The organism is Sphingobium psychrophilum (assembly GCF_012927105.1).
GTDB lineage: Bacteria > Pseudomonadota > Alphaproteobacteria > Sphingomonadales > Sphingomonadaceae > Sphingobium > Sphingobium psychrophilum.
Map to the genome: position 1 here is coordinate 1 of NZ_JABBFV010000015.1, position 19,758 is coordinate 19,758.

The following is a 19,758-nucleotide window of genomic DNA, read 5'->3' on the forward strand; positions in this document are numbered from 1 at the left end:
CCAGCGCGATGATATTTTCCCGCCGCAGGATGTATTCGCAGCGTGCCAGCTCCAGCACGAGCATTTTGTTGAGGCCTGGAATGGCCGTGAAGTCGAACGTGTCGAAGCTTTTCACCGCCGGGAGCGAATGGCACGCAGCACATCAAGCGTGTCGCAGCCGGCAAAACATTTGAAGAGCAGGCACTTGTCACCGACCCTGATGGACAGGCTGGGTCTGCGGTCATCATGCGCCGGACATAGGCACATGGCGCTCACGCCGTCAGATTTCCCGCCTAGACGCTTCGCGAGCCTGGCAAGCTGCAGTTCTGCTTCAGGGTGATGTTGGGCTAGGGCGTAGGGCATGGAGAATTCCCGAAAAAGTGGCCGAACCACCTTCTCCACCCTTCCCTCTCTCCTTACGGGCCGGCTCGCGCTGCCATCCCGCTTCGTCCGGTCGAAAGGACTTGCGATTAGTCTTCGATCAAGCGTCAGCTTGCATTTGATAAATTGCCTGAAAAAGCGGCGTAAACATTGAACAAATGCCAGCAACCCTGAAGTCGTATGTCGAACGCAGGGATGCACAAAAGCTGGGTCTACGAGCAAGAAAATGAGGGGTACGATATGGCGTCTTTGTTCGAAGAAGTCGGAGAGGTGAGGGGGCAGGGGGACGGATCGGCTTTCGCCTTGTCGATGCGAATGTTTTTCAAACATCCAGCTATGGTGGGCTCGGGCTTTCCGGCCAGCCGCTGGATGGTCCGCACCATGCTTGCTCCACTCGACTGGAGGGCTATCCGTACCTTCGTAGAATATGGACCGGGTGCCGGCGCGTTCACGCGTGCTATTCTCGACCGTCTTGCGCCGGATGCCAAGTTGGTCGCGATCGACACAAGCCCAGACTTTGTCGCCCATCTCAAGGCCTCGATCACGGATCGGCGCCTATATGCAGTCACCGGTTCGGCTTCCAGCGTCGAGGCGATCTTATCGAAACTAGGACTGCAGCAAGCAGACTGCATTCTTTCCGGGTTATCGTCGAACATGAAGCGCGCTCAAAGCTGCTGGTAACGCGAGAGCAGACGGGCGACGGGCTTCTCGCGAGGGGCAGGACCAGTCGCAAGACGGCGCGGCTGGAGCTTGCCCTAGCCCGGCATCTGGCGCTTGCCATGGATGATGCCCCGCGCCTCGCGTCAAGCGACCGACTACTGGCGGCACTCGAAACCTCGGGGCTAACCCCCGCTCAGGAGCAGGCCTTGGCTCAACTTGCGGGCTCGCGCGATCGGCTAATCGGCGTTCACGGCGTTGCCGGAGCTGGCAAATCGACCCTCGTTCGAGCGATGGCCGAAGCCGTTGATCCTGACATTCGGATGCTTGCCCTAGCGCCCACATCCTCCGCTGCGGCAAATCTGGGAGACATGGCGGGAATAGAGTCGCGCACCGTAGCGAGCCTCATCGCCGGCGGTGGACACGGTATCGATAGTCGCGATGTGCTCGTCATAGATGAAGCCGGCCAACTTGGGAATCGGCAAGCGCTTCGCCTTCTAGAAATCAGCCGCGACACCGGCGTAAGGCTCCTTCTGCTTGGTGACAATCGTCAGACCGGCGCGATCGAACAGGGCAAGGCGTTCTGGTTATTGCAGCGGCTAGGACTTCCGAAAGCAGAACTCACCGAGTCGATGCGGCAGCAAACGCGTCTCATGCGGCATGCGGTCGCGCTGGCCCGAGAGGGAGACTATGCCGGGTCAATCGACAGCCTCGACAAGGTCGTGAGCGGCAGCGGTCCAGATGGCTTGGCGCGCGATCTCGTATCTGAATGGACGCGGCTCAAACGTGAAAACCGGGATAATACGAACATTCTGGTTCTCGACAATGCCAGCAGGATCATCGTGAACGATCAGATCCGTTCTACCCTTCGGAGGGAGGGCGTGATCGCCGCTCAGGATATGACGCTGCAGGTTCTAACGCCTTCGCCTTTGTCTTCTGAGGAACGACGCATGGCTCGCTTCTATTCCAGAGGCCAGGTCGTCATGTTTAGCCGCGATGAAGCGCGCCAGGGTATCGCACGGAAGGCCGAGTATCGCGTCGCTGGGCTCGGCCGGGAAGAGAATGGCAGACAGGTCGTTCGTCTTGTGGACGAGCTTGGCCACACGATACGATGGGATCCGCGACTGACGCGTGCCGCTCAGATCAACGTCTTTAACGCCGAGGAGCGAGGCGTCGCGGTCGGCGATCGAATTCAGTGGCGCCTGGCGACCAAGGACCTTGGGCGTAAGAATGCGGAGCGCGGGACAGTCATTCAGCTCGATGGTCCGATCGCGAGCATCAGGTGGGATCGGGCCAAGGACGTCCAATCCGTCGATTTGACCCGCTTCAAGACTTGGGATCATGGCTATGCCGAGACCGTATATTCTTCGCAATCCAAAACCTACGCCCGCGCCTATATACTGGCCCCAGTAAACTCGCCGCTCGTCAACGGCCAGAATTATTACACCGCCATCACCCGCGCGCGGTTCGGCGTGAAACTTTGGACGGAGGACCCGGAGAGGCTCGCCGACAGGCTCGTCCGCCGAACGGGCGAAAAAAGATCGGCGCTCGAAGGGCTGGGTCGGCTTGACCTTAGCCATGCAGAGGCGATTCGCACCCGTCATGGCGATCGCCTCCGGGTCGCCCGGGCCAAGACTGACGCGGAACGCCGGGACGCGACATTAGAACCGCAGATGCCTATTCGTCGCGGCAGTATCGCTGACGTGGCCCGTTCGGCAACTGATGCGCTGACAGCACTTGTGCAGCGGGTGCTGGCCAAGGAGCGGTCTGGTGAAAAGGACCAACCCACGCAGCAGCCCGATCGCGCCAGAGACGACAAGCCTTATCGCGGACACTCGCGTTGAGTGCGAAACGTTCTGGTCTTGCCTCTTTGGTGGCGCTGGGCGTTATTAGCGCCCTGAGTAGAAGGTCGTTCGTCGTCCGTCGGATCGTCATGCCAGTGGTCCTGATCGTTGCCGTGACGAACCCGGCGTGGTCGAAGAGCCACGATGTTGTGCCGAAGTCGAATAATCATGACGCCATAATCGCAGCGTGTGTTGAGAAAGCATCATCCGGACGGATCTGGCTGCAGCAGACGCTTATGGCCTTGCGAAGGCAGGAAGGTGGTTGGATCGGCGCGGAAGTACGCAATGAGAACGGCACGCATGATCTTGGACCGATGCAGGTAAACAGTTGGTGGGTGCCTCGGATTGCTCGTTTGATCGCGCGCAACGAGAGCGAAGTGAGGACATGGTTGCGGGATGATGCATGCTTCAATGTGAATGTAGCTCGCTGGATATTTCTCTCAGCGCTTCGTGATACCGGTGATTTCTGGAAAGCAGTTGGCATCTATCACAGCCCGACGCGCTGGCGGCAAATTCGATACGCACGAAGCATCTCGGCGCTAATGGGTAATCGCTAGGTGGTTAGTCCCGGCATTGATCGTTCAATTAAGAGGAATTTGTAAATTCATTAAATTACCTGGCATTTACAGGTATATTATACACGCGGAGCATTCCAAATGACGATTTTAGGACGACTGCTTGAAAGGGGCATAGCGGAGTTCGACTTTCATTGTTCCGGTAATGTGCGATTTCCAACTATATTTATTAACGTCCAGAAAGAGCATTGATAGAAGACGTGATAATTACAGTTATCACAGGTCCATATTTGACGGCTCTTTATACGGTGCGCTACACATCGCTCCGATGGATCAGCCCTCACACCTCGACGACAACGCCCTATTGACGGGGGAAGCCGTGCCAGCGCCGACGGCGTCGGCCGACGATCTTTCCTGGGCAATCGTGAAGATGCGCGCCGGCGAGCCCATCGTCGTTAACGAAGCGCTGATCGCCGCATATCAGGCAGCGTCTTCGCCCCACAGCATCCGCGCGCTCAAGTCCGACCTTGAGGCGTTCGATCTCTGGTGCCGGCGTCACAACCGCATATCGCTCCCAGCAACTCCGGAGACCGTGGCGGACTATCTTGACGCCCGCGCGGAGAAGGGCAGCAAGCCGGCCTCGCTTGGCCGCTACAAGGCGTCGATCGCCAGGATCCACCTGCTGCTCGATCTCAAGGATCCGACGCCGGCGTCGCTGGTGAAGCTCCGACTGCAGGCGATCCGTCGCCGGCTTGGAACGGCACAGAAGCAGGCCCGGCCGCTGCGGTTCAAGGGGCCGGTGCGCAATGTCGAGCGCGATGAGCCCCGCGGCCTGAATGTGCGGGCGCTGCTCGAAAGCTGCGCGGACGATCTTCCGGGCCTGCGCGATCGCGCGCTGCTGTCGGCCGGTTACGATACCGGGCTTCGCGCCTCGGAACTCGTGGCGATTCAGGTCGAGCATGTCATTGAGGCGATCGATGCCGAGGCGCGGCTGTTGAGCATCCCGCGCAGCAAAGGCGATCAGGACGGGGAGGGGGCAACCGCCTACCTCAGCCCCCGAACGGTGCGGGCGATCGCAGCCTGGCTGGAGGCGGCCGGGATCGAGAAGGGGGCGGTGTTTCGGCGCGTGAACGTGCGGCGCTACAAAGCCAAGGCGGCAGTGCGGGGCCGGTCGATTGACAGCATCTCCGGGCGTGAGACCTGGGATCTGCGCAAGGCTCTGTCAAAGCGGGCGGTGCCAGCGCGGGTCGAGTACGATGTCGGGGAGGGGGCGCTTCACCCTGCGTCGGTCGGACAGGTCTATCGAGCGATGATCCAGCGGGCCTTCGATGCCGGTGCGCTCGCGGATCTGACGGCGGACGATCTTGCTCGGCTGCTCAAGGGGATCAGCGCGCATTCGACGCGGGTCGGGCTCAATCAGGATCTGTTTACGAGCGGCGAGGATCTTGCCGGCATCATGGACGCACTGCGGTGGAAATCTCCTCGTATGCCGCTTTCCTATAACCGGAATTTGGCTGCGGAGCACGGCGCCGCCGGGCGGCTAATGGCGAAGATCGGGTGACCATCGTTAAGACGACAAGTAGTTCAACCCGCGCATCTCAGTGCTTTGCGCCCATCAGGGTGGCGCGTGGCGTAGCGCCTAGGCCACGGTGAACAAGGAATCAGCGCCGGGAACAAGTTCGGATTGGGTCGCTGCACGCCCGAGATCCCGAATCGTCCCAGAAGGGTGAAAGAAGGCAGCGCGGCATGCGCAACTCGCTCCACTGCCGACCGTTCCGCTTCGGCGAGAAGGCACCGGGGGCGAGAAAACGAAACGCGGGTAAAGGCGTTGGCAACGGCTCCTTACGCATCGCGGTTAAGCCCCCTGCAGCAGCGGTGTCGCTGCCGCTGCGCGTGCGACAGTAACGCTGAATCCTGCCGGGCTGGTCGTCATCGTGACTTTGGCATCCAACTGCTTAGCGAGCGCCGCCACGATCGTGGTGCCGAGGCCACCATCGGCCTTCGGCGGCTTGTCGGCATCTTTGCCGACACCATTGTCCGAAACGATCATCGTCCAATCGTCCTGATCGATCGCATAGCGCACATCGATCGTTGCTTCGGGGTGATGAATGGGAAAGGCATATTTGAGCGCATTGATCACGAGCTCGGTGACGATCAACCCTAGGCTCACTGCCTTCGCTGACGGGATCATGCCGGTGTCGGAGCTCACGGTTATCGTTACGGGCTGGCTGTCGCCGATCATCGACGTGCCAAGACCGGTACATAGCTTTTGGAGATAGTTGCCGACCTCGATCTGGTCGATGCCATCGGACATGTCGAGATGCTGCTGCACAGCCGCGACCGACATTACCCGTTGGTGCGCATCCTGGAGATGGAAACGCGTCTCGTCGGAGGAAACCGCCCGCGCCTTCAGCATCAAAATGCTGGCGATGATCTGAAGGCTGTTGGCGACGCGGTGCTTCATCTCCTGCAGCAAAACCTCGTTCTGCCGCCGCAATTCTTCCGAGCGTTTAAGCAGGGCTTCCTTCTCCTGTTCGATCGCGCGCCGTTCGGTCACGTCGCGAAAAGCGAGAAGAATCGCCATGGTATCGCTCTCGTCGTACAGGACTTTGCGGGCGTTAAGCAGCATGATGCGGTGGCCAATCACCGGAAAATCGTGATCGACCTCAAACCCGTCCATTGCTACTCGTTCAGGCAATATCGTCTCGAGCAGCAACCGCAGCGCGGGAATGTCCCATTGCCCATGGCCAAGAGCATAGAGCAGGCAGCCCTGCGTCTGCCCAGGCGCAACCTTGAAAATCTCGTAGAAGGAGCGGCTTGCCTCAAGCACCCGTAGATCGGCGTCGAGGACGAGAAAGGGCTCGGGGATCGTGTTCACAATCGCATGAGCGAGCAGATTCGCCTCTTCGAGGTTCCGCACAGGAAGTGTTGTCGGCACTCCGGTCAGCCCGTTGCGATGTTGAGGGAATCGGCAAACGTCATTGTCCGGCCTTGCACTTGCAGGCGAAGGCACGATGATCCCTCTGTCACAGGACGCCTGCAGAGGAGGTCGGGTGATAAATCAACCTACCACGCTGCCGACGCCTTGCCTATGCTTACCCTATTTTAGGCGACGACATTGGATCTTCGAGCTTGCTATCGGTGGTCCCGCATGCGCGCTCGGTCATCCGATCGGAGCGACTGGCCCCATGCTGATTGGCACGCTTCTCGACGAGCTGGAGCGTCAGGAAGCCAAACGCGTGAGTATCGGACATTCTGGTCGATCATTGCCGTGGCAGTCTTTCGCCAAGTCTAGCAATGCTCCGCGCATGGCGTTGAGCGCATCGGCCTTCCGACCGAGGTCTGCGGCGCGCGATTCCGCCAGCGCCTTGACCTCGGCGCTGGCGCGATCGCGATCGGACCAGAGATCGAGCAACACGCGGATTTCCTCGATCGGAAATCCCAGATCCCGGGCATTCGCGATAAACTGCAGGCGATGTATGTCCGCTTCCGAATAGTCACGATATCCGCTGTCACGTCGCGGTGGCGACGGGATAAGCCCGATCTTCTCGTAGTGGCGGATCATCCGCTGCGAGACCCCGCTCGCCGCCGCCGCGCCGCCGATGTTCACAGCTTTACCCGATTGAGACGCAGCGCGTTGGTGACGACGCTGACCGATGACAGGGCCATCGCGGCAGCGGCGATCACTGGCGACAGAACGATGCCGAAGACTGGGTATAGAAGCCCGGCGGCAATGGGGACGCCAGCCGCATTGTAGATGAAGGCGAAGAACAGGTTCTGGCGGATGTTGGCCATCGTCGCCTCGCTCAGCCGTCGCGCCCGCACGATGCCATTGAGATCGCCCTTGAGTAGCGTTATTCCGGCGCTTTCAATGGCAACATCGGTGCCCGAGCCCATGGCAATGCCGACGTCCGCTGCCGCCAGCGCCGGCGCGTCGTTCACCCCATCGCCGGCCATGGCGACGACATGGCCTTCACGTTGCAGGCGCAGGACGACGGCGCTCTTTTGTTCGGGCAGCACCTCTGCTTCAACCGCGTCGATGCCGAGTTTCCGGGCCACCGCCTCGGCGGTCGTCCGGTTGTCGCCCGTCAGCATGACCACGCGCACGCCCTCCTTCCGCAAGGCGACCAGCGCCTTCGCCGTAGTCGTCTTGATCGGATCGGCAATGGCCAGGATCCCGGCGACCCGGCCGTCAATGGCGGCAAAAATCGCCGTCGCCCCGTCCGCCCGCAACTCATCGGCCCTTGCTGCCGCTGGCGACACGTCGATGCCACTCTCTTGGAGATAGGCCGCGCCGCCCAGAAAGATGCGCTTGCCGTCCACGGTGCCGACCGCGCCCTTGCCCGTGGGCGAGTCGAAGTCGGAGACCTCGGGAACTGGGATGCCACGATCCTTCGCGGCCGCAACGATCGCGAGCGCCAGGGGATGCTCCGACGCCCGCTCGACGCTCGCCGCAAGACGAAGAAGATCGTGCTCCGAAAAGCCATCCATCGCCACGATGCTTGTCACCGAAGGTCGCCCTTCGGTCAGCGTGCCGGTCTTGTCGACGACGATCGTATCGACCTTCTCCATACGCTCCAGCGCCTCGGCATTCTTGATCAGGACGCCAAGGCCCGCACCCCGGCCGATACCGACCATGATCGACATCGGCGTCGCGAGGCCCAGGGCGCAGGGGCAGGCGATGATCAGCACCGCGACAGCGGCTACAAGGCCATGCGCCAGTCGCGGCTCCGGACCCCATATCGCCCATATTGCGAACGAGAGCAGCGCGACGCCGAGCACCGCCGGGACAAACCAGCCCGCGACCTTGTCGGCCATGCGCTGGATCGGCGCGCGCGAACGCTGCGCGTCCGCCACCATCTGGACGATCCGCGCCAGCATAGTATCGCGGCCAACCTTGTCGGCCCGCACGATGAGCGATCCGGTCTGGTTCATCGTTCCCGCGACCACATGAGCATCGACAGTTTTCGTCACCGGCATGGATTCGCCTGTGACCATCGACTCGTCGATCGAAGAGCGGCCATCCTCAACCACGGCATCCACGGGCACCTTTTCGCCGGGGCGAATGCGCAGTCTGTCGCCCACGGCGATCAGGTCGACCGCGACTTCCTCGTCGCCACCGTCTGCCATGATCCGGCGGGCGGTCTTCGGCGCGAGATTGAGGAGCGCCTTGATCGCACCCGAGGTGCGCTCGCGGGCGCGCAATTCCAAAACCTGTCCGAGAAGCACAAGGACGGTGATGACCGCAGCGGCCTCGAAATAGATCGCGACCGTACCGTCCATCATGCGGAACGCCGCAGGGAATATGCCGGGTGCGAGCGTTGCCACCACGCTATAAGCCCAGGCGACCCCTGTTCCCATCGCGATCAGCGCAAACATGTTGAGGTTTCGCGTCTGGAGCGATGCCCAGCCGCGCTCAAAAAACGGCCAGCCCGCCCAGATCACAACGGGGGTCGCCAGCGCGAACTGGATCCAGCCCGATATCCGCTCGGAGACGAGGTGGTGCAGTGCCGGGAACAGATGCCCGCCCATCTCGAGCAGGAACACGGGCACAGTGAGCGCCAGAGCGATCCAGAAGCGCCGCGTCATATCGACGAGTTCGGGACTGAGTCCGGCCTCGGCCGTCGCGACCTCGGGTTCGAGCGCCATGCCGCAGATCGGACAGGCTCCTGGTCCCGGCCGACGGATTTCGGGATGCATCGGACAGGTCCAGATCGCGGTCGTAGACACTTCCGGCTGCGATTGCCCGCCCTTCGAAAGATAGCGTGCCGGGTCGGTAACGAACTTGGCGCGGCAGCCGGCACTGCAGAAATGATAGGCCGTGCTGTCATGTTCGGCGTGATGCTGAGTCGTCGCCGGATCGACGGTCATCCCGCAAACAGGATCGACGGCTTGCTGAGAACCCGCGGGATCGACCGCATTCTTCGCGTGACCCGCGCAGCAGACATGATTTTGGCTGTCATGTGCCGTGGATTTTGGCTCGGACATTCCCGTTCTCCTTATCGACGCCCCCTATCTAGGGTTTGACATCGTGTCAGGGTCAAGGGCCGCGAGTAATTATCTATTTGGCGGCGAGGGGCTTCATCGCGGCGAACTGGCCGAATACACGTACCGCTCATCTACGCCCCTGTCGCGATCAGCGCATCGCGCTGCAGATCAACGGACTGGCGATCGACCTCGCGGCGTTTGGCCGACTGGGCAAGCCGGAGGAGATCGCCGACGCCGTGCTCTGGATGAGCACCGACCTTGGTGCGTTCGTCACTGGTGCATCTATCTCGGTCGATGGCGGACGGTCGCTCTGACCGCGACAAGGCGACTCTGATAGCGTTCTCGAGAGCACATAGGCCATTCTCAAGGTCCTGGGCGGGCTTCCCCACAGAGCGGTCCGCATTATTTGCTCCGTAAGGTCTGATTGATGCCTGCGCGCTCAGCAGCTGGCTGGATAGCAGAATTGGCTGCTCCACGAGAACCAATCCGACACTCGGCAAATGGAGTGACTGTCAGTGTGGAGGGGGCAGCTTAATCTGAAGAGAATCGAGCGGCCTGATGTAGAGCCCCCAATAGGCCTTCAGCGCAGCGATCATCAGTGGAATGGCGCCAAAAATGATGAATATCAGATCGGCGGGTAAGCGCATCCATTCGAGCTGCCGCGCGATATTGCTGCCAGTGTAAGCGATGCTTCGTGCGTGCCAATAGCCATGTTGCAGCACATCCCATACCTGCAAAACTCCGGCAGGGAACAAGCTCAGGATTACCATCAAGGCGAGCCCGATGTTGCTCCCCCAGAACCCGATGCGGACGTATCTCTCGATGCTCGGCCAGCGCGCGACGTCAGTCGTCTGGCGTAGCACAAACACCATCAGGGCAAGGGCGAGCATGCCGAAGACGCCCATCATAGCGGCATGGCCATGATTGGGCGTCAGGATGGTTCCAACCTCATAATAGCTCACGATCGGCAGATTAATCATGAATCCGAAGACTCCGGCGCCGAGGAAATTCCAGAATCCCACGGCCATGAGGAAATAAAACGTCCATTTGTGGGGTAGCGCCGAGGCGACGCCACTTTTGTCGGTTTCGCTGCGCGTCGTGCGGACAAAATCCCATGCGTCGAGCGTCAGCAATGTCAGAGGCACGACCTCCAGCGCGGAGAAAAGCGCTGATGCCGCCATGTTGATCTGGGTCTGTCCTGAAAAATACCAGTGATGCCCCGTCCCCATCAGCCCGCCGAGGAAATAGAGGATCGCGTCGAGATAAATTACCCGCAGCGCTGTGTTCCGGCCCGTGAGGCCCAATTGGAACAACATCAGCGCGACTACGGTGGTTGCGAAGAATTCGAAGAATCCTTCAACCCACAGATGGATGATCCAGAAGCGCCAGGTATCGACCACGGTAAAGTTGGTCTTGGCGCCAAAAAAGAGGGCGGGAACGTAGAAGACGGGGATGGCCAGCGCGCCGAACAGAAACATCCGGGCGATCGGCCGTGCATGGACGTTGGAGACCTGGCTGGGCCGCGCAATCCACCAGAGCAGCGCGAACCACGCCAATAGTCCCACAACGAGCAGATACTGCCAGAAGCGGCCGATCTCGAGATATTCCCAGCCCTGGTTTCCGAACAGGAACCACCAGTCGCCAAGCCACCCGGAGATGCCCGCCCATTCGCCAAGGAGACTGGCGCCGATGACGATGGCGAAAGCCGCGAACAGAAGATGGATGGCTGCGGGCAGCCAGCGGGGTTCGTCGGCGCGCAGCGAGCGGCCCAAAAACAGCGCGGCGGCTACATAGGCCGTTGCGATCCAGAAGATTGCGGTCTGCAAGTGCCAGATGCGCATCAGGTTGCTCGGAAAGATAGTCTCAAGCTGGAAGCCGTAGAAACTTCCTGGATCGGCGCGATAATGCGCAACCGCAGCACCTACGAGCGTCTGCATCAGAAACAGCAAGGAAACGACAACGAAGAATTTGACGAGGGCGCGCTGGCCGGGGCTTGCCTGTCCCGGGATCACCTGCGGCGTGGCGCTATGGCCCCGCGTAATCCAGCCCAGATAATCGAATTTGCCGAATGCAAGCAGTACTGCCGCGATGCCGCCGAGCAGGGCGATCAGACTAAGCGTGCTCCAGAGGAGCGCCCCGGCCGGAGCGACATTGCCAACGCCGGGATCATAGGGAAAATTGTTGGTATAGGAATAATCCGCCCCAGGCCGATCGGTGACCGACGCCCAGGCCGTCCAGCAGAAAAACGCAGTCAAGTCGCGCAATTCTGCCGGATCGGTGATGAGCTTGGGCGCGAGACCGCCGTTGCGCGCTGGGTTGATGAAATAGGATGTCCAGCGGGCTGTCTGCGCGCGGTAGGCAATAGCCTCCGGCGCAGTCAGGCGAAGAGTGTTGCTGGCAGGATCGAAACGATTGGTTTTCAGCGTGACGACGACCTGACCGCGGATCGACCCTGTCTCGATAGGGGTAAGTGCGTTCAAAGCCTTGGCGAATTGTTGTTGTGCCAGGGAGGTGGCTAGGCTCTCACCAATCTGATGCAGCGTTTCGGCTGAAAAATCAGGGCCAAGATAGGCCCCATGTCCCCAGATCGTGCCATTGTCCATCAAGCCATAGCGCAGAAATATGGCCTGTCCCGAGCGGATCTGATCACCTGTGAACAGGGTCTCTCCGTGAGCATCAATCACGGTATCGGGGATGGGTGGCGCGTTCCGGTAGGAGAGCATGGTGATCGCCAGAAGCCCCACAAAGCCAAGGATCATCACCATCAGGACCGATCGCAGCCACCATTTCGACAAGGGGCTGACTTCAGGATCAAATTTGGGTTGGGCGGCTTCGTCCATTGCGCGTCTCCTGGCGAAACCGAAGGGTTAGAAAGAGTTGAACGGTCCGGCACACGTTCAACATCCGAAATGGGCCCAGCTGACCGTAGACTGATAGACGCCCCGCCATTGGCGGTTGAAGGCAGGGCAGCGCGGAGAGTGGAAGGTGCCTCTCATAAAGAACAGCCGAAAACGGCTGATGATGATCGCAGTTCGCATGCGCTCAGCTTACGGTTGAGACAGTTGGGTGCTCGAACAATATCGTGAGCAGCAAGGCTCCATCTTCAATGCCTTCGATGCCATGCTCCTCGCCGCGATCGAGATACATCCAGTCGCCGATCTCCAGGATGGCCTTCGCGTCTCCGAGCAATACATGCACTCTGCCACGCAGGCAGTGGAGCGTCGCTTGCCCGGCAACGTGGTGCGGCGGGATTACGGCGCCAGCGTGCACGAGGAGGTGGATCGCCTCGAAGGCCTCGGTTTTGACGAGGGCGGTCGTGTGGGCATCATCTCCGCCCACACCCAAGCCTGAGAGATGTACGATCTCGCCGTGCTGCGCGTGATGAAGTGCCATGATCAATTATCTTTCTACCGTTGTCTGAAGCGGTCAATGTCGGCCTGAAATCCATGCGGGCGGGTCGCTGGCAGGAAAGGATTCCCGCGATGCCTCGTCGATTGCGTCGGACTCGGCTTGGCTCTCTTGTAGCTGCTCCACCCTCTTTGTTACGGCCGTTTCCAGCGCAGCGCGTTGCGCGAGAATAGAATCCGTCATCGGTGCGGTGCCTGCAAAATGCTGGGCGACCGCCGCCGCCACATGCGCCGCTAGCGATACATCGGATCGTCCGTGGCAAAGCGCATGGACGGCGTGCGCGACCGCCTCGATGCGTTCAGGATCTATCGATCTGTTTTCGGTATCAGGCACAACGGTCGGACTCCTTCATCGGCTATCTAAAGTGGCGAAAACCCGCGGCTTCCGGCAACCGCACCGATTACGGTAACCAGGCTGAGACCAAGTAGAAGGACATGCGCGCGGTGGAGCAGCCTGAACGCTCCATCCGGAGATCTTGCCGCCCAAACCTCGAACCGGCGACGCAAGATCAGCGGTTCAACGATAAACAGCACCACAAAGAAGATCGACCACACGCATAGCATGGCGTGCATCCACCAGAAATGGAGATCACCGAAGCGATCCCACATTCCTCCGCGCTGGATCATCCACAGGCCGCTTGCGCCCGCGAAGAGAAGCCAGATGCGCGCTTGCGGCGCGAACCGGCTTTCAATGCGGTGAAAGGCAGTCAGCCGCTCCGATGACGGCAGGGCTTTGACCGACGGGATGACCACGGTGGTTGCAAACGCAACCCCGCCGATCCAGCAAATGACGGCCAGGATATGGATCATGCGCGCGATGGTGAGGTCATCCATGTCGGTCGGTCCCTTCAGGCGGCGAGTAGTTCGTCGGCGGGGCCGAAGAACTCATAATGAATTCTGTCCGATGCGACGCCAGCGAGCGACAAGGTGGCGACGAACGCGCGCAGGAACGGTCGCGGGCCGCATAGGTAATAGTCTGCTTCTTCGATCGGCGTATGGGCCGTGAGCCACGGCTCGTCGATCAAGCCATCATGGTCATAGTCCCGGCCCGCAACGTCTTCTGCCCGTGGTGTCTGGTAGAAATTCGTGACGCGGATGTTCGGGTGACCGGTTGCGAGCGCGTGGACGTCATTGGCCAGTGCGTGGGTCGAGCCATCCAGTGTTCCATGAAGATATTGGACGGGAAGGTCAGGATGCTGTTGCGCTATGGCTTCGAGCATTGCCACCATCGGGGTCAGGCCGACTCCGCCGGACATCAGCACGACCGGGCGTTCGGGATTGTCCGTCAGGAAGAACTCGCCTGCGGGCGCGGCCACCTTGAGCACGGTGCCGGGCTTCGCCTGGTCGTGCAGCCAGCCCGAGGCGAGACCCATCTGCTCGCGTTTGACCGAGATACGATAGGTCTCGCCATTGGCTGCTTGTGAAATGCTATAATTGCGTTTGACCGGAGGATGCCCGGGAATCTCGAGCCAGAAGGTCAGATATTGACCGGGCTTGTGGCGAATAACCGGACGCCCATCGGTGGGGCGCAGGATGAACGAGGTGATGACGCTGCTCTCGGGACGGACCTCGTCGACCGCGAACGTGCGCCAGCCCGCCCAACCGCCGTCGGCCGTGCTGTGCTCCTTGTAAAGCCGCTCTTCGCGTGCAATCAGGATATGGGCCAGGAACCAATAGGCTTCGCCCCAGGCAGCGAGAATCTCTTCGGTGGCGGCATCGCCGAGCACGGCCTTGATGGCACCGAGCAGCGCTTCACCGACATGGGGATAATGTTCGGGCAGGATCTGCAGACCGACATGCTTTTGCGCAATCCGCTCGACCGCTGGGGCAAGAGCGCCCAGATTCTCGATGTTCGCCGCATAAGCGAGGATCGCGGCGGTCAAGGCTCGTGGCTGTGACCCCGCGTCACCATGGTGCGACTGGTTGAACAGGTCGCGAATCTCGGGATTTTCGAACATCCGCGCGTACATCTCATGGACAATATCGAGACCATGGGCTTCGAGTGCGGGAACCGTGGCTTTGACGAGCGCGATCGTGCGCTCGCTGAGTGTCTGTGACATCAACGTCTCCTGTCGTGATAATGGGGTAGGCTGGGGCGGGCGGGGTTAGCCGCCCGGCGGTTCACTGTAGAAATCGACCCGCATCTTCATCGCGCCGATTGGTTCGACAAAATGGGGCTGTTCGGGAAGCAATGGTCCCGGGGTGTCGGGATCAAGCAGAAGTTCGGAAGTCGGCTCGAGATAGGTCAGTTTCACTGTGCCTTCGAGCACGCGAACCATGCCCCAGACCCCGGCCTTGGTCGTGTGTCGCGCGCGCAGCGCCGCAGGGAGGCTGGTCTCGTCGAACACCGGGGTTGAGCGATAGGGTTCGGCCATGTCAGGCTGCCAACCGAATGTCGTCGGCGTGGTCCGGATAGGGCGCCACCGCCGCATGGTTGACCGGCAATCCGGCTAGTTCGTTTGCAAAGCTATGATTGATATCGCGGTGATGTGCCTCATCGGCGCGGACCAGGAGCACCACGTCGCGCAAGGTCGCATCGTCTCCAAGCTTCCAATAATGCCGCGCGATTGCTGGCGCCGGGCCATTGGGGGAACGGCCCTCGTCAAGTTCGGCGAGATAGAGCGTGTAGCTGATCACCGCCTCTTCCTCGAAATATCCGACCACGCGGTGTGCGGTCTTGGCGCTGACCAGGTAGAGCGTGAAGAAGGCGAGGTAGAAGACCCACTGAACGGCCAGAATCACGAGCCGCTCGAACATCGTCGGCTTGGCCACCTCGATGAAGGTCATCAGGTGCATCCGTTCGTTCTCCGCTTCCTCCATCAAGGTGCGGATCCAGCCCTTGTCATCGCACATGCGCCGCAGGCAACGCAGGTGCGTCAGCGTTGCGCCGACCATGCCCGGCACCGCCGCTACAGTCTCAAGCACGATGGCACGGTGGCCGTAGCGCTTGGCGAAGAATGTGTCGGCCGTGAACCGCAGTATCTTGGTGAAGGCCAGCGCGATGCGATCGGACGGACCGCGCGGTTTGCAGTGGACGCTAAGGTCAACAAAGGGAGCGGTTGGCATGACGGATTCCTTGACGGTCAGGCCGCCGCGCGGTCTGGTTTGGTTTTTGTATCGAGCTTGAAGAAGAGCGCCAGTTGCAGGCTTTCTGCGATCCGCGCGGCCTTGCTCTGCAGCGCAGCGGCTGCACCGGGCTCCAACACCTCGGCCGTGGTGCTGTTCCAAAGCGCCAGCCAGCGCTGGAACAGCTCGGGACTTATGCGCGTCCGGTGCTTGAGATGCGCGGCCACGGGGTTGCCCTTGTAGCGGCCAGTGGTCAGCATCACCGACGACCAGAAGGTAACCAGCTTGTCGAGATGTTCGGGCCAGTTTTCGATCGCATCGTTGAAGATCGGACCCAGCGATTCGTCTTCGCGGACGCGCTCGTAGAACAGGGAGACAAGCCGCTTGAGGCCTTCCTCCGTGATCTCATTCCCGTCGTCCATCGACCGACTCCAATTCATGTATCGAGAATGCATCTATAAGGCGGCTTTGAAAGATGCAAGAGAAATGCATATATGAATGCAAGGAGATTGCATGCGGCTTACGCGCTACACGGACTATGCCCTGCGGGTGCTCATTTACCTGGGCGCGCGGCCCGATGCGTTGTGCTCCATCGCCGAGATATCGCGCGCCTATGACATCTCGCAGAATCACCTGATGAAAGTGGTCAACGATCTGGTGAACGCGGGCTATCTGGCCAGTGCACGGGGCCGCTTTGGCGGCATCAAGCTCGCCAGGCCTGCAGTGGAAATCAAAGTGGGCGCGGTCATACGGCACACCGAGGATGGTTTCGACCTGGTCGATTGCGGTGAGTGCATCATCGCCCCGGCTTGCGGGCTGACGGGCGCTTTGCGGCAGGCGCTGGCCGCGTTTCTAAACGTGCTGGACGGTTACACGCTGGCAGATCTCATCACAAAACCGGCAGAACTTGGGATGCTATTTAGCGCCGCAAGGAATCGGGATTTGCCCCAGACCGGTTAAAATGGGGTGTTGTGGCCATTGCGAACCGCCAAGCCGGTTCAGCGATGCTTTGCCATATAGTCTGCAAGGACGATCGCGTGATTGTGTTGCTCGTCATGGGCTGCGTACAGCAGAATGCCGGGCCCCCGATCGAGCAGTGACGCCAGTTCAGTGACCGCAGCGCCGTTGGCATCCAGCTCCTGGCAATAGCGGCGGTTGAATTCAGCCCAACGCTGCGGATCATGACCAAACCATTTGCGCAGTTCAGTACTCGGGGCGATACTCTTGCACCACGACGTTAAAGCTGCCGTGTCTCGTCCCAGACCGCGGGGCCAGAGCCGGTCGACAAGGATCCGGCTACCATCGCTTTCAGCGGGAGGAGCATAGACGCGTTTGATCCGGACTGGGGGTGGGATAGCCATGGGCCCGGCTCAGGTTTTCGTCTCGGCGATGCACTCTTCCGTGCGCTGGATATTCTCGACATGGCTGGCCCTCATCTCGCTCAGAGCAGCATGCAGAATATCGTCGCGCACGCGTGGAAGCAGCTCTTCTAGCTTGCGCACCACCCAGGCCTGGCCGCGATTGAGGAACGCGAGTCGTTCATGTGAATCGGCGATGGCCATGGCCTTGTCATAGAATGCGCCACAATGCGTAGATGGGATCACCCCAATACGCTTGATCTGGGCAGACAGCATCCCGCACCACTTTGCTTCATCCTCATAGACCGCCTTTATCAGATGCTTCGTCGGCGGATGACGGGCGTCGTTTGCGCTTTCGAGGGTAACACGCGCCCCTGCGCGCTCGGCCTCTAGCAAGACATTGAGCGCGGCAGCGATCTCGTCACGGCCACCATAGCCCATGTAGATGTCATCGCCTTGGGATGCATAACATACAGGGGAGGCAGGCTCGTCGTTCATGACGCAATAGCCGCAGCGGCCCGCAAACCGGTTCTAATGCGCGCCATGACGCCTTCGTCGGCCTTGGTGGAATGCACGGCATAGGCAGAATAAGAGAACTCGGGACTATCGGGCACCAGCGCGAGCCGGCCTTCCTCGAGATAGGACCGTACGAAGCCTTTGCGGAAGTAACCGGTTCCACCGGTGGCGAGGATATAGTCGAGGGCCAGCGGACCGTAGCTGATTGCAACGACGGAATTGGGTTGATCGGGATACGCCGCCTGATAGCTCGCAGCGAATTCTTCGCCCCAGTCGATAAGGACATGATCTTCAGCGCCTAGCACCCGATCGGTAGGCGTGGTGCGCACCAACACCAGTTTTTCTTCGAAAAGCAGTTCTGCAATCACACCGGGGCGGCGTGGTGCGCCATAGAGGATCGCGACATCGAGAGAGCCATCCTGGACCTGCTCCATGAGACTTCCCGCGCTATCGATCTGCGTGCTTACCGCGAACTCAGGACATTCGCGGCGCATCCACAACAGCCAGTGACGTAGCAATGGGCTCCACAAGCTGAGCTCAGCGCCGATGGTCACCACGCTCTCGCGCCCGGGAGGCAATGCGACCGACCTGCGCGCGCGCTCCCACACTTGCACAAGGGTAGTCGCAAATCGCAAGAATTGCTCCCCGGCCGGGGTAAGCTTCGCGCCTGATTTGTTACGGATGAAGACCGGCCGATCGAGCTGCTCTTCGAGCACGCGGATTCGGGCACTCACCGCTGTCTGGGTGAGATTGAGATTGGCAGCCGCGTTCACAAACGTGCCCGTTTTCACAACTTCCAGAAATGTCCGCGCAACTCCGATATCCATCCAGCACTCATTTTCTGGTTAAATAACAATTATATTCATTTGCATGATGACAATAGCAGGAGGAACGAGGGGTCGGCAAGGAGGCACGCCACCATGAAATATCCCGGACCGATCCGGCCTGCTCCGTCGTCGCGCCCTTTTCGCCGCTGGTGGCCGATCCTTTTAACGGTCGCGTGCGCTGCAGGAGGGCAGCTCATATACTGGCTTTGCGCGAGCGAAATCGTCAGTGCGGATACGATTACATTGGCGATCGTGATCGCGGTCCCGGTCGCGGCGTTTTTCCTCGCCGACGATGGCGCCAGGGCTCTTTTCCGCCGACCTACAAGCCAACAAGATGCCGTGCCGCCCTTAAAGCGCTCGTTGCTTCCACCAATCGGTCAAATGACAGACCTTCCTGTCGCCGGCGCGAAACGGCCCAAGGCAAAACCTCACAGCACGCACCTACGCGATGACCGGACGGTGACGAAGCCCCTCGCGATCGACGGTAAAATGCGTGATCCGACAGAGCGTGGAAGCAGCATGCCGGCATCGCCACATATTGGGCATCATCCATGGAGTTAACTGTCATGCCATTTACGCTTCCCCCACTTCCCTTCGATCGGTCCGCTCTTGAACCTGTGCTCTCGGCTGAAAGCTTTGACTATCATCATGGCAAACATCACAAAGCCTATGTCGATAAGGTCAATGGTTGGATCGACGAAAAGGGTCTGGCGGGTAAAACGATCATCGATATTGCGGCGTTTGTGAAAGAAGGTGGTGACAAGCCGCTGTTCAACAATGCAGCCCAAGTCTGGAATCACAGTTTCTTCTGGCAATGCCTCGCACCCATGGACTCGACCAAGCCGTCGGAGAAGCTCTTGAAGATGATCGAGAGCGACTTTGGTTCGCATCAAAATTTAATTCAAAAACTGGCGGCTGAGGCTGTCGGTCACTTCGCGAGCGGCTGGGCCTGGCTGATACTCGAAGGAGACAAGCTCAGGATCACATCGCTTCACGATGCCGATACGCCGATCGTGCACGGCATGACGCCGTTGCTGACCATCGATGTCTGGGAACACGCCTATTATATCGATTACCGCAACGCACGACCAAAATTTGCACAAGAACTGCTGTCTAAAGTGGTCAACTGGGATTTCGTTTCGCGCAATCTCGACGGGGCGGGTGCGGCTCGGGTCGACCAGACCCAATAAGCGCCTCGGTTTTTTTTCCGGAAAAATATC

Annotated in this window: 22 protein-coding genes and 1 pseudogene; 8 read left to right on the forward strand and 15 right to left on the reverse strand. The window is 60.1% G+C overall.

Annotation, left to right across the window (positions count from 1 at the left end):
• Positions 1 to 121 (reverse strand): annotated as a pseudogene (locus tag HHL08_RS17645) (ATP-binding protein); the annotation flags it as partial.
• 479 nt (positions 122 to 600) lie between these two features.
• Here HHL08_RS17645 and HHL08_RS25675 point away from each other — a divergent pair.
• The 4 genes from HHL08_RS25675 to HHL08_RS17660 all read left to right on the forward strand — a co-directional run bounded on the left by HHL08_RS25675 (position 601) and on the right by HHL08_RS17660 (position 4,937).
• A complete protein-coding gene (locus tag HHL08_RS25675) occupies positions 601 to 1,041 on the forward strand; it encodes a class I SAM-dependent methyltransferase (RefSeq protein WP_408021790.1) in 441 nt (146 codons plus the stop codon).
• A 98-nt stretch (positions 1,042 to 1,139) separates the two neighbouring features.
• Positions 1,140 to 2,861: an ATP-dependent DNA helicase gene (locus HHL08_RS17650; RefSeq protein WP_408021791.1), complete on the forward strand. Its 1,722-nt coding sequence runs from the start codon at positions 1,140 to 1,142 to the stop codon at positions 2,859 to 2,861.
• Positions 2,862 to 2,890: 29 nt separating this feature from the next.
• Positions 2,891 to 3,418, forward strand: coding sequence for a lytic transglycosylase domain-containing protein (locus tag HHL08_RS17655; protein ID WP_328804681.1), 528 nt, complete (start codon positions 2,891 to 2,893; stop codon positions 3,416 to 3,418).
• Between the two features lie 388 nt (positions 3,419 to 3,806).
• Positions 3,807 to 4,937 (forward strand): tyrosine-type recombinase/integrase, encoded by a 1,131-nt coding sequence (locus HHL08_RS17660; protein WP_235955124.1) that lies wholly within the window; start codon positions 3,807 to 3,809, stop codon positions 4,935 to 4,937.
• Positions 4,938 to 5,231: 294 nt separating this feature from the next.
• Here the strand turns inward: HHL08_RS17660 and HHL08_RS17665 are convergent, their stop codons facing one another.
• From HHL08_RS17665 to HHL08_RS17680, 3 genes are all read right to left on the reverse strand, one after another.
• The gene (locus tag HHL08_RS17665; RefSeq protein WP_206377957.1) at positions 5,232 to 6,254 is read right to left on the reverse strand and encodes a sensor histidine kinase; all 1,023 of its coding nucleotides are present in this window, start codon (positions 6,252 to 6,254) and stop codon (positions 5,232 to 5,234) included.
• 345 nt (positions 6,255 to 6,599) lie between these two features.
• The gene (cueR, locus tag HHL08_RS17675) at positions 6,600 to 6,986 is read right to left on the reverse strand and encodes a Cu(I)-responsive transcriptional regulator (RefSeq protein ID WP_137903125.1); all 387 of its coding nucleotides are present in this window, start codon (positions 6,984 to 6,986) and stop codon (positions 6,600 to 6,602) included.
• Positions 6,983 to 9,364, reverse strand: a complete 2,382-nt coding sequence (locus HHL08_RS17680; protein WP_169574383.1) for a heavy metal translocating P-type ATPase — start codon at positions 9,362 to 9,364, stop codon at positions 6,983 to 6,985. Before HHL08_RS17680 ends, cueR begins: the two co-directional genes overlap by 4 nt.
• Before the next feature lie 77 nt (positions 9,365 to 9,441).
• Between HHL08_RS17680 and HHL08_RS25680 the strand changes: the two genes are divergently transcribed.
• The gene (locus HHL08_RS25680; protein WP_235955112.1) at positions 9,442 to 9,678 is read left to right on the forward strand and encodes an SDR family oxidoreductase; all 237 of its coding nucleotides are present in this window, start codon (positions 9,442 to 9,444) and stop codon (positions 9,676 to 9,678) included.
• A 198-nt stretch (positions 9,679 to 9,876) separates the two neighbouring features.
• Here HHL08_RS25680 and HHL08_RS17690 read toward each other — a convergent pair whose 3' ends face one another.
• The 8 genes from HHL08_RS17690 to HHL08_RS17725 all read right to left on the reverse strand — a co-directional run bounded on the left by HHL08_RS17690 (position 9,877) and on the right by HHL08_RS17725 (position 16,259).
• A complete protein-coding gene (locus HHL08_RS17690) occupies positions 9,877 to 12,204 on the reverse strand; it encodes a nitric-oxide reductase large subunit (protein WP_169574384.1) in 2,328 nt (775 codons plus the stop codon).
• A gap of 202 nt (positions 12,205 to 12,406) precedes the next feature.
• Positions 12,407 to 12,757 (reverse strand): cupin domain-containing protein, encoded by a 351-nt coding sequence (locus HHL08_RS17695; protein WP_133722783.1) that lies wholly within the window; start codon positions 12,755 to 12,757, stop codon positions 12,407 to 12,409.
• 33 nt (positions 12,758 to 12,790) lie between these two features.
• Positions 12,791 to 13,105 carry a hypothetical protein gene (locus HHL08_RS17700; RefSeq protein WP_133722784.1) on the reverse strand — a complete coding sequence of 105 codons (315 nt, stop codon included), beginning with the start codon at positions 13,103 to 13,105 and terminating at the stop codon, positions 12,791 to 12,793.
• Between the two features lie 26 nt (positions 13,106 to 13,131).
• A complete protein-coding gene (locus HHL08_RS17705) occupies positions 13,132 to 13,605 on the reverse strand; it encodes a hypothetical protein (RefSeq protein ID WP_133722785.1) in 474 nt (157 codons plus the stop codon).
• A 14-nt stretch (positions 13,606 to 13,619) separates the two neighbouring features.
• Entirely contained in the window at positions 13,620 to 14,831 is a 1,212-nt protein-coding gene (gene hmpA / locus HHL08_RS17710; protein WP_137903128.1) for an NO-inducible flavohemoprotein, read from the reverse strand.
• Positions 14,832 to 14,876: 45 nt separating this feature from the next.
• The gene (locus tag HHL08_RS17715; RefSeq protein ID WP_133722786.1) at positions 14,877 to 15,146 is read right to left on the reverse strand and encodes a DUF1971 domain-containing protein; all 270 of its coding nucleotides are present in this window, start codon (positions 15,144 to 15,146) and stop codon (positions 14,877 to 14,879) included.
• Between the two features lies 1 nt (position 15,147).
• Positions 15,148 to 15,837: an alternative oxidase gene (locus HHL08_RS17720; RefSeq protein ID WP_133722787.1), complete on the reverse strand. Its 690-nt coding sequence runs from the start codon at positions 15,835 to 15,837 to the stop codon at positions 15,148 to 15,150.
• A gap of 17 nt (positions 15,838 to 15,854) precedes the next feature.
• A complete protein-coding gene (locus HHL08_RS17725; RefSeq protein WP_137903130.1) occupies positions 15,855 to 16,259 on the reverse strand; it encodes a group III truncated hemoglobin in 405 nt (134 codons plus the stop codon).
• Positions 16,260 to 16,350: 91 nt separating this feature from the next.
• On the opposite strand from HHL08_RS17725, the gene HHL08_RS17730 reads away from it, so the two are divergent.
• A complete protein-coding gene (locus HHL08_RS17730; protein WP_133722789.1) occupies positions 16,351 to 16,797 on the forward strand; it encodes an Rrf2 family transcriptional regulator in 447 nt (148 codons plus the stop codon).
• Positions 16,798 to 16,835: 38 nt separating this feature from the next.
• Here HHL08_RS17730 and HHL08_RS17735 read toward each other — a convergent pair whose 3' ends face one another.
• The 3 genes from HHL08_RS17735 to HHL08_RS17745 are packed head-to-tail and all read right to left on the reverse strand — an operon-like array spanning position 16,836 to position 18,538.
• Complete coding sequence (locus HHL08_RS17735) at positions 16,836 to 17,198, reverse strand: DUF488 domain-containing protein (protein WP_133722790.1); 363 nt, start codon at positions 17,196 to 17,198, stop codon at positions 16,836 to 16,838.
• A gap of 9 nt (positions 17,199 to 17,207) precedes the next feature.
• Positions 17,208 to 17,693, reverse strand: a complete 486-nt coding sequence (locus tag HHL08_RS17740) for a DUF6306 domain-containing protein (RefSeq protein ID WP_133722791.1) — start codon at positions 17,691 to 17,693, stop codon at positions 17,208 to 17,210.
• Positions 17,690 to 18,538 (reverse strand): LysR family transcriptional regulator, encoded by an 849-nt coding sequence (locus HHL08_RS17745; RefSeq protein ID WP_169574385.1) that lies wholly within the window; start codon positions 18,536 to 18,538, stop codon positions 17,690 to 17,692. Before HHL08_RS17745 ends, HHL08_RS17740 begins: the two co-directional genes overlap by 4 nt.
• Positions 18,539 to 18,631: 93 nt before the next feature.
• Between HHL08_RS17745 and HHL08_RS17750 the strand changes: the two genes are divergently transcribed.
• Together HHL08_RS17750 and HHL08_RS17755 are read left to right on the forward strand one after the other, a co-directional pair.
• A complete protein-coding gene (locus HHL08_RS17750; RefSeq protein ID WP_133722793.1) occupies positions 18,632 to 19,099 on the forward strand; it encodes a hypothetical protein in 468 nt (155 codons plus the stop codon).
• Positions 19,100 to 19,104: 5 nt separating this feature from the next.
• Positions 19,105 to 19,728 carry a superoxide dismutase gene (locus tag HHL08_RS17755; protein ID WP_169574386.1) on the forward strand — a complete coding sequence of 208 codons (624 nt, stop codon included), beginning with the start codon at positions 19,105 to 19,107 and terminating at the stop codon, positions 19,726 to 19,728.
• Positions 19,729 to 19,758: the final 30 nt, after the last annotated feature.